An 8514-nucleotide genomic window follows, 5' to 3' on the forward strand; every position below is an offset into this window, starting at 1 on the left:
AAGTCCGGGCGGCTATAGCCTATAGCTATAGCCTATACGACGCGAAAATACCGCATTTCCACCCGGTCCGGATAGCGGGCGCCGGTGGCGACAAACAGGTGCTGCATGAGCCAGTCGTAGCCGGGCGAGGCCGTCTCGAAGCGGGGTGCGGTGCGGAAATAGATCAGGCGCGGGTCGACGATCTCGCCGCCGGCCAGGCGCGCGATCAGCTCGGCCGGGCCGCTGCGCACGCCGGCGTTGACGATGTAGATGCGCGCGCCGTCGTCGGTTTCCAGCACATAGCGGGCCTCGATGTCGGCCACGATGACGCCGTTGCCGGCGTCGTGGCGCACCAGTTGGAAATCCGCGCCGCCGGGCAGGATGCGTCCTTGCAGGCGCGGCCCGCAAACCACGCCATCGAGAATGGGGATGACCCGCCGGTTGCCCAGCGCACTTGTGCCCACCTCGGTGACCGGCGCCAGCCGGAAGCTGAAGTCCGCCACATGCTCCAGCGTGGGCGTGGGCAGGGCCGTGATGGCAAGGGGCGCGGCGGGCGAGGTCATTTCAGCAACTTCCAGTTGCCGTTGTCGATGGTCAGCATCACGCGGCCGCGGGTGTCAAAGCCGAAGTGATCCTGCGCGGTGTAGTTCAGCACGCCATGCGACACCACGATGTTGCGTTCGCTCTCCAGCGCGGTCTTGAGCGCTTTGCGGAATGCCGGCGTGCCCGGCTTGGCTTGCCTGAGCGCCACCGGCACGATGCGCTGCAGCACCAGGCCCGCGTCGTAGGGGTGGGCGCCGAACTGGGTGCGGCTGTCGGGTCCGTACTGCTTTTCGTAGCGGCCCACGTAGTCCAGTCCCGGCTTCTTGGTGACGGCGCTGTCCGGCAGCTGCTCGGCGACGATCACCGGCCCGGCGGGCAGGATGGAGCCGTTGACGGCTTTGCCGCCGATGCGGATCAGATCTTTGGTGGCCGCGCCGTGCGTGTGGTAGACCGGGCCCGCGAACCCGCGCTCGCGCAGCGTGGTGTGCGGCAAGGCCGCGCCGGTGCCGGCACCGGCGATCAGCACCGCGTCGGGACGGGCGGCGATCAGCTTGAGCGTTTGCGCGGTCACGCTGGTGTCCGAGCGCGCATAGCGCTCGGTGGCCACCAGGCGCATGCCGCGCGCAGTGGCAGCGGTGGTGAATTCCTTGAGCCAGGTCTCGCCGTAGGCGTCGGCAAAACCGATGAAGGCGATGGTCTTGACGCCTCTGGCGTGCGCCGCATCCGCCACGGCCTCGGCCATCAGCTTGACCGGCTGTGCCAGGCGATAGGTCCACTCGCCGCGGCCGGGCTTGAGCTCGATCGGCGAGAAGGCCAACTGCACGGTCTGGCTCTCGTCGGCGACTTCGGCAATCGCGATCGACGGCGCTACCGCCGACGAGCCGAGGATGATGTCGACCTTGTCCTCGCTGACGAAGCGGCGCGCCACCTTGGTGGCCTGGGTGGGATCGGAGCCGTCGTCCAGCACGATGTAGCGGATTTTCTCGCCGGCGATGGTCTCCGGCAGGAAGGGCATGCTGTTCTTCTGCGTAATGCCGAGCGAGGCCGATGGGCCGGTCGACGCGATGCTGACGCCGACCGTCACTTCGGCATGCGCGGGCGCGGCGCCGAGCGCGGCGGCAAGGCTGGCGGTGACGGCGAGCGCAAGGCGGCTGGCGGGCGTGGCAAGGCGGGTAAGGCTAGGGCGCGGCACGATGTCTCCTTTTCTGCGAATGACGCCGGCTTCTCAGGGCCGGTCGGGGGGCATGATACGACGGACTGGCGCCATCACAGGCGCGCGGACCGCTTAGCGCGGCGGCACCTGCAGCGATTGCCGGTCGAAGCCGGCGAGCTGCTTGTAGCGCAGCGCGATCGCTTCGAGCTCGGTGCGCGGGATCACGGTTTCGATATTGCTGAAGCCCTGCGGCGCGCGCTGCTCGGCCAGCTGCATGACCTGCTCGGGCCCGTTCATGCGGTTGCGCAGCACGATGGCCGCGGTGCGTGGCAGCCGTTCCGCCTCGTACTCGCGCAGCGCATGGCCGGCGCCGCCAATGTCGCGCGGCGCGCCGTTGGCCAGGAGGCTGTCCATCAGGTAGCGTGCATCGAGGATGGCCTGCGCGCTGCCGTTGGAGCCGATCGGGTACATCGGGTGGGCGGCGTCGCCCAGCAGCGTCACGCGGTCGAAGGTCCAGCGCGGCAGCGTGTCCTTGTCGACCATGGGAAATTCGTAGATAGCCTGCGCGCCGTCGATCAGCGCGGGGATATCGATCCAGTCCCAGCGCCAGTTCGCAAAGGCCGCGCGGAACACGGACTTGTCGACCTGCTTGTTCCAGTCGCTGCGCGGCGGGGTATCCGGCGCGCTGTCGGGCACGCGCAGCTCGGCGATCCAGTTGACCAGCGAGCGCCCCTCGCGGCGCAGCGGCTCGGAGATCGGGTAAGCCACGAACTTCTGGTCCTGATGGCCCGCCATGAACATCGAGCTGCCGTCCAGGTACGGCGGCGCCTCGGTGACGGCGCGCCACAGCGTGCGGCGCGAGAAGCGCGGCGCGTCGCCCTGCGGATAGAAGTGGCGGCGCACGGCCGAGTGGATGCCGTCGGCGCCCACCAGTACATCGGCTCGCGCCGTGATTTCCGCATTGTCGCTGCGCCGGCGCAGCGTGAACTCCACGGGATCGCCCGCGCGCGCGCCGGTGCTTGTGACCGCTTCAAATGCATGGCCGGCATGCACGCGCTCAGCGCCCAGGCGCTCCACCACAGTGCGGTAGAGCAGCATCTGGAATTCGCCGCGATGGATGGAGAACTGCGGCTGGTCGTAGCCCGCCGCGCATCCGCGCGGCTCGTGCCAGATGCGCTGGCCAAGCTTGTTGTAGTAGGAGAGGGACGAGGTTTGCACTGCCAGCTCGGCCAGTGCTTCGTGCAGTCCCAGCTCGGACAGCTCCCGCACCGCGTGCGGCAGCAGGTTGATGCCCACGCCGAGCGGGCGCAGCGTTTCGCTGGCTTCCCAGACCTCGGCCTCGATGCCGTGCCGGTGACAAAGCAGTGCCAGCGTCAGGCCGCCGATGCCGCCACCGGCAATCGCGATTTTCATGGTGTTGTCTCCACGGCTTGTTATGGATTGCCCGGGCCGCGCGGGTGCTCCATACGGAGCCTGCGGCCGACGGCAATATTGTTATATAGTATAACTAAATGCGCGCTGGCTTCAAGCACGGCGGCGTGCGGGGAAACCCGCAAGCAAGCGTCGCATACTCATCCTGAGTGCGGGATTTGTGGGAATCCGCTGACACGATGTTCGGCCAAGTCCCGGTCACGCAGAGCGGCCCCGGGCCACATACTGCAAGTACCTGCCGCAAAGCATGGCCCTTGCGGTAAACGCGATAACGATGCCTGGGTGCATCGCCAGGCGCAGAGCAAATCCAACAAGGAGCCTCATCATGCGTACCGTAACCCTGTCTATCCTGCTTGCCACCCTGCTGAGCGTGGCGGGCTGTGCCGAGATGACGCCCAAGCAGCGCAATACCGCCATCGGCGCGGGTGTCGGCGGCGTGGCTGGCGCGGCATTGATCGGCGGCCCGGCGGCCACCGTCGGTGGCGCGGCGCTGGGTGGTGTGGTTGGTAACGTGATGACGCCCGAACGCCGGTAAGCAAACCGCGGCGGGTGCCCGCCACAATACAAAAAAGCGGATGCCGTCGGCATCCGCTTTTGTTTTTGCCTTCGAACGCTGAGGGTCAGCAGGCAGACTTCACGACGGCCTTCGCGGTCTTTCCGCCTTGCCCGGTGTTGGCCACCGGGAACACCGTGTCGTAGGCCCAGTTGTAGACGAACGCATAGACCACGTAGAAGGCCGCCAAGGCAATGTCCATGATGAACGCATCGATGAGGCTCATGTCGAGGTACCACGCCACCATCGGCAGGAACACCACCAGCAGGCCCAGTTCAAACAGGACGGCGTGGAACACACGCACGGCCACTGGCTTGCGCAACTGTCCGGTGAATCGCAGCATCGCCTTGTCGAACAGCACGTTGTAGAGGTAGTTCCAGGCGGCGGCGATCAGCGATGCCACCACGGCGAGGATGCCGATCTGGTGCAGGGCGAAGCCAAATACCCAGCTGCCCACGGGCGCGACAATCAGCAAGCCGATCACTTCAAAGCCGATGGTGTGGCGAATCCTGTCCTTGGTGCTGCGCATGATACTTCCTGTCTGGCGTGTGAATAGAGGCCATTCTATCGAGTATTCTGGGATGGTAAAGTTGGGTTCTATCGCTTAAAACGATGGATGGGCAACGGCCCGTCCCAAGGGATCGTCATGAGCCTTTCGCTCGAACAATTACAAGCCTTTGCCGCGGCCGCCGAATGTGGCTCTTTCTCCGCAGCCGCGCGCCGGCTGGGCAAGGCCCAGTCGGTTGTCAGCGCGGCCGTGTCCAATCTCGAGATCGACCTGGGCAACCAGCTGTTCGACCGTGGCGGGCGCTATCCCACCCTGACCGCCGCGGGCGAACGGCTGCTGGCCGAGGCGCGCGTGATCCTGGAGCGCTGCGAGCATTTCCGTGGCGTGGCCAAGAGCCTGGGCGAGGGCGTGGAGAGCCGCCTGGTGCTGGCGGTGGACGAGCTGTATCCGGAGGAAACCCTGGGCGTGATGCTGGAGGAGTTCTCCGCACGCTTCCCGGCGGTGGAGCTGGAGCTGCTGTTTCCCTTGATGGAAGACGTCAGCCGGCTGGTGCTGGAGCGTTGCGCCGACCTGGGGATCATGTGGCGCCAGGAGGTGCTGCCGCCGGAGCTGGGATTCCGCGCATTGGGCTGGGTGCCGATGCGGATCATCTGCGCGCCCGATCATCCGCTCGCGGACCAGCGGGTGGGCTGGGAGGAGCTCAAGCGCTACCGGCAGCTGATGGTGGCAACCCGCACCGATAGCGAGGAAAAAATGCGCCTGCGCGTGGCCGCCGAAGTCTGGTGGGTCGAGAGCCAGTGGGTCATCGTGGAGCTGGTCAAGCGTCGGCTCGGCTGGGCCTTCGTGCCCTGGCACGTGGCGGCCAACTCGCCCGCTGGCACGCAACTGGTGTCGCCCGCGCTGGAGTTCGACGACCAGGACTGGCCGGTGGCGATGGAGCTGGTGTGGCACAAGCAGCGGCCGCTCGGCAAGGCCGCGACCTGGCTCAAGGAGCGCGTGAGCAAGCAGCCGCTGCCGCGCCCGGAGGCAGCTGCCCGACCGTAGCGATCCCGGCGGCTTTTCAGCGCGATCGGCGCTTTTCGGCGCTATCGCGCCAGCCCGAATTCCCTGGCCAGCGTGCGGTAGCGCTGCACCGTTTGCTGCACGTAGGTATCGAGGTCGGCGCCGCCCAGGTCGACGGGGAACAGGCCTTGCTCCGCGCGCAGGCGGGCGAACGCCGGGCTGGCCTGCAGCCGTTCGAAGCGCTTGGCCCAGCGCTGGACATCGGCCTGCGGCACCTTGGGGCCCATGTAGAAGCCGCGCAGGATGGGCCAGACGAAGGTCCTTCAGGGTCTTGAGGGGCGAATCGGCGCGTACCGCGATCACACCGTAGTCGGTGCCGAGCGCGCCAACCCAGCGCACGTCCGCCGGGCCATACTTGCCGAACTTGCCTTGCGCCAGCGCAAGCAGCGAGCCGCCCGAGAAGGCCACGATGGTATCGGGCTCGGCCGGGCGCTGCGCCACCACGCTGTTGTAGGCCACCGCGCCGATGCCGCCCGCCATGTAGGCCAGCCGCATCGGCTGCTCGGTCAGCCCGGCTTCGAGCAGGGCGCGCAGTGCCAGCTTGCAGGTCAGGTCGAAGCCACCGCCGGGCTTGGCGGGCACGATGCACTCCGGCGCGGCGGCGGCCGCAGGCCGCGCGCAGGTAACGGCGAGGGCGAGGGCGAGCGCTGCGCAGGCAAAACGCAGGGTGGCCATGACGTGGCGCATCGATTCTCCTCGGGGGTGAGTGGACGGCAGACAGCTTACCGGGAAATCCCGGACAAATCCGCTGGCCGCGGGTGCGAAAATCAGGCATAACGAAGCGCCGCCAAGAAGCAGGAGAAGACCCTTCCATGAGAGTACTGCTGGTCGAGGACCATGACGAGTTGGCCACCTGGGTGATGCAGGCGCTGCGCGCGCTGCATTTCACCGTGGAGCGCGCGGCCGACGCGGCCAGCGCGGAATCCTTGCTGTTCAGCACGCACGCCGGCAGCGCGGGCGGGGCCGGCAGCGATTACGCGCTGGTGCTGCTGGACCTGACCCTGCCCGACCGCGACGGCCTGGACCTGCTCGCGCGCCTGCGCGCTCGCGGCTGCCGCGTGCCGGTGATGATCCTGACCGCGCGCGGCGAGGTGGGCGACCGGGTCAAGGGCCTGGACCTGGGGGCCGACGACTATATGGCCAAGCCCTTCGACCTGGCCGAGTTCGAGGCGCGGGTGAAGGCGCTGCTGCGCCGCGCGCGCCAGACCGAAGCGCCGCTGGTGCTGTGCGGCGGGCTCGGCTTCGACACCGTATCGCGCCATTTCCAGGTGGGCGGCGCGCCGCTGGCGCTGACGCCGCGCGAGCATGCAGTGCTGGAGATCCTGATGACGCCGCCGGGCAAGACCGTCAGCAAGGACCGCATCTACGCCAGCATCTTCACCCTGGCCGACGACACCCAGCCGGATGTGATCGAGGTCTACGTGCATCGCCTGCGCCGCAAGCTCGAAGGCTCGGGCGCCGCCATCGTGACCTTGCGCGGGCTGGGCTACGTGCTGGAGCCCAGCGTTGGCTGAGCCGCGCAAGCGCGCCGCCAGCCTGCGCGCACGCCTGCTGTGGTGGCTGATCCCGCCCATGCTGGCACTGCAGGCCGTGTATGGCGTGGTGGCTTACTCCAATGCGCTGGAATCCGCCGACCAGGCTTATGACCGCACCTTGCTGGCATCGGCGCGCAATATCTCGGAGCGCATCACGCTGACCCCCGAAGGCGTGCGCGTGGACGTGCCGTATATCTCGCTCGATACCTTCGAGGTGGGCATGAATGCCACCATGTTCTATCGCGTCAGCGGCGTCCATGGTGAGTTCGTTTCGGGCTACGACGACCTGCCGCCGTTCGATGCCAGCCAGCCGCGCACCAAGCTGTATCCCGCGCTGGTGAGTTTCTACGATCGCACCTACCGTGGCCAGCCGATCCGCATCGCCGCGCTGCGCCAGCCGGTGATGGACGCCAGCGGCACGCATGGCGGCATGGCCTTGATCGAGGTGGGCGAGACGCTGGACTCGCGCCAGGCGCTGACGCGCAACATCCTGCTCGATGTGCTGTGGGGCCAGCTGATGCTGGTGCTGGCCGCAGTGCTGGTGATCTGGCTGTTCACGCGGCGCGCGCTGGCGCCGCTCGATGCGCTGCGCGAAGAAGTGGCGCGACGCCAGCCCGGCGCCACCACGCCGCTGTCGCTCGACAGCGCCCCGCGCGAGGCCGCGCCGCTGGTGGCGGCCATGAACGGCTACATGGCGCGGCTGGACCAGGTGCTCGCCGCACAGCGCCGCTTTATCGCCGACGCCGCCCACCAGCTGCGCACGCCACTAGCCGTGCTGCACACCCAGGCCCAGCTGGCCGCGCGCGAGCACGATCCCGAGGAGCAGCGGCGCATTGCCCAGGGCCTGGCCGACAGCACCGCGCGCATGGCGGCGCTGGCCGACCGGCTGCTGTCGATGGCCCGCGCCGCGCACGGCGGGGCCGAGGCGCCGCGCGTGCTGGACCTTGCGGCGCTGGCGAAGGAAGTCTGCCTCGAGCTCACGCCCGCCGCCCGCGCGCGGCGCATCGACCTGGGTTTCGAAGGCGTGGGCGCGCTGCCGGTGCTTGGCACCGACCTGCTGCACGAACTGGTCACCAACCTGGTCGAAAACGCGCTGCGCTACACGCCATCGGGCGGCGTCGTCACGGCGCGCGTCCATCGCGCGGGCGTTGCCGTGGTGCTGGAGGTGGAAGACGATGGCCCGGGCATCGCGCCGAGCGAACGCGCGCAGGTGCTGGAGCCGTTTTACCGCGGCAAGGCCGCGGGTTTGCGGGCGGCCGGTGAGGCCAACCCGGGCGGTTCCGGACTTGGCCTCACCATCGTGCGCGATATTGCCGCCGCGCACGACGCCACGCTGGCGCTGCTGGACGGCGCGGGTGGCAAAGGCCTCCTGGCGCGGGTGAGTTTTCCGCCGGCGTAGGGCGGCTGGAGGGCCGCGCTGGCTACCGCTGCGCAGATACGCTTGCGGCTACCGGCGCGGCGCCTTGCGTCCTGGCGGGCGGCGGCATGGCGCTCGGGGCCGGTGCGGCCGGTGCGTCCGGTACGCTGCCTGGTGCCACCGGCGCCGGGTTCGAGGCATTCTCCGTCTCGATATGCCACCCGCCGCCCAGCGCCTTGATCAGCACCGCGCTGGTCGTGTACTGGCGGCCCACGATGGTCAGGTAGGTGCGCTCCGCGGTATAGGCGGTGGTCTGCGCGGTCAGTACGTCCAGCAGGCTGGCAGTGCCAGCGCGGTAACGGTTGTTGACCAGGGCCAGCGCATCGCGCGCCG

The 8514-nt window shown here is 68.4% G+C and carries 8 protein-coding genes and 2 pseudogenes; 4 read left to right on the top strand and 6 right to left on the bottom strand.

Annotated features, from left to right (window positions below; genetic code table 11):
- Positions 1–32: 32 nt before the first annotated feature.
- The 3 genes from OR16_RS11255 to OR16_RS11265 all read right to left on the bottom strand — a co-directional run bounded on the left by OR16_RS11255 (position 33) and on the right by OR16_RS11265 (position 3088).
- Positions 33–542: a DUF3237 domain-containing protein gene (locus tag OR16_RS11255; RefSeq protein ID WP_006158088.1), complete on the bottom strand. Its 510-nt coding sequence runs from the start codon at positions 540–542 to the stop codon at positions 33–35.
- A complete protein-coding gene (locus tag OR16_RS11260) occupies positions 539–1714 on the bottom strand; it encodes an ABC transporter substrate-binding protein (RefSeq protein WP_006158089.1) in 1176 nt (391 codons plus the stop codon). The genes OR16_RS11255 and OR16_RS11260 overlap by 4 nt, the downstream gene beginning before the upstream one ends.
- Before the next feature lie 93 nt (positions 1715–1807).
- A complete protein-coding gene (locus OR16_RS11265; protein ID WP_006158090.1) occupies positions 1808–3088 on the bottom strand; it encodes a flavin-dependent oxidoreductase in 1281 nt (426 codons plus the stop codon).
- A gap of 343 nt (positions 3089–3431) precedes the next feature.
- On the opposite strand from OR16_RS11265, the gene OR16_RS11270 reads away from it, so the two are divergent.
- Positions 3432–3641, top strand: a complete 210-nt coding sequence (locus OR16_RS11270) for a glycine zipper 2TM domain-containing protein (RefSeq protein ID WP_006158091.1) — start codon at positions 3432–3434, stop codon at positions 3639–3641.
- Positions 3642–3726: 85 nt separating this feature from the next.
- Here OR16_RS11270 and OR16_RS11275 read toward each other — a convergent pair whose 3' ends face one another.
- A complete protein-coding gene (locus OR16_RS11275) occupies positions 3727–4188 on the bottom strand; it encodes a PACE efflux transporter (RefSeq protein ID WP_006158092.1) in 462 nt (153 codons plus the stop codon).
- A 117-nt stretch (positions 4189–4305) separates the two neighbouring features.
- Between OR16_RS11275 and OR16_RS11280 the strand changes: the two genes are divergently transcribed.
- The gene (locus tag OR16_RS11280; protein ID WP_043419325.1) at positions 4306–5211 is read left to right on the top strand and encodes a LysR family transcriptional regulator; all 906 of its coding nucleotides are present in this window, start codon (positions 4306–4308) and stop codon (positions 5209–5211) included.
- Between the two features lie 41 nt (positions 5212–5252).
- Here OR16_RS11280 and OR16_RS41150 read toward each other — a convergent pair.
- Positions 5253–5916 (bottom strand): annotated as a pseudogene (locus tag OR16_RS41150) (hypothetical protein).
- A 125-nt stretch (positions 5917–6041) separates the two neighbouring features.
- Here OR16_RS41150 and OR16_RS11290 point away from each other — a divergent pair.
- Together OR16_RS11290 and OR16_RS11295 are read left to right on the top strand one after the other, a co-directional pair.
- A complete protein-coding gene (locus OR16_RS11290) occupies positions 6042–6743 on the top strand; it encodes a response regulator (protein WP_006158096.1) in 702 nt (233 codons plus the stop codon).
- The gene (locus OR16_RS11295; RefSeq protein WP_006158097.1) at positions 6736–8163 is read left to right on the top strand and encodes a sensor histidine kinase; all 1428 of its coding nucleotides are present in this window, start codon (positions 6736–6738) and stop codon (positions 8161–8163) included. Before OR16_RS11290 ends, OR16_RS11295 begins: the two co-directional genes overlap by 8 nt.
- Before the next feature lie 22 nt (positions 8164–8185).
- Here the strand turns inward: OR16_RS11295 and OR16_RS11300 are convergent.
- Positions 8186–8514: pseudogene (locus tag OR16_RS11300) on the bottom strand (RND transporter); the annotation flags it as partial.

It is taken from the genome of Cupriavidus basilensis OR16 (assembly GCF_000243095.1).
Taxonomy (GTDB): domain Bacteria; phylum Pseudomonadota; class Gammaproteobacteria; order Burkholderiales; family Burkholderiaceae; genus Cupriavidus; species Cupriavidus basilensis_D.

What these genes read in the sequence shown, in the direction of transcription:
- OR16_RS11265 (WP_006158090.1), bottom strand. Translation starts at nt 3,088, where the DNA reads ATGAAAATCGCGATTGCCGGTGGCGGCATCGGCGGCCTGACGCTGGCA.
- OR16_RS11275 (WP_006158092.1), bottom strand. Translation starts at nt 4,188, where the DNA reads ATGCGCAGCACCAAGGACAGGATTCGCCACACCATCGGCTTTGAAGTG.
- OR16_RS11280 (WP_043419325.1), top strand. Translation starts at nt 4,306, where the DNA reads ATGAGCCTTTCGCTCGAACAATTACAAGCCTTTGCCGCGGCCGCCGAA.
- OR16_RS11255 (WP_006158088.1), bottom strand. Translation starts at nt 542, where the DNA reads ATGACCTCGCCCGCCGCGCCCCTTGCCATCACGGCCCTGCCCACGCCC.
- OR16_RS11290 (WP_006158096.1), top strand. Translation starts at nt 6,042, where the DNA reads ATGAGAGTACTGCTGGTCGAGGACCATGACGAGTTGGCCACCTGGGTG.
- OR16_RS11270 (WP_006158091.1), top strand. Translation starts at nt 3,432, where the DNA reads ATGCGTACCGTAACCCTGTCTATCCTGCTTGCCACCCTGCTGAGCGTG.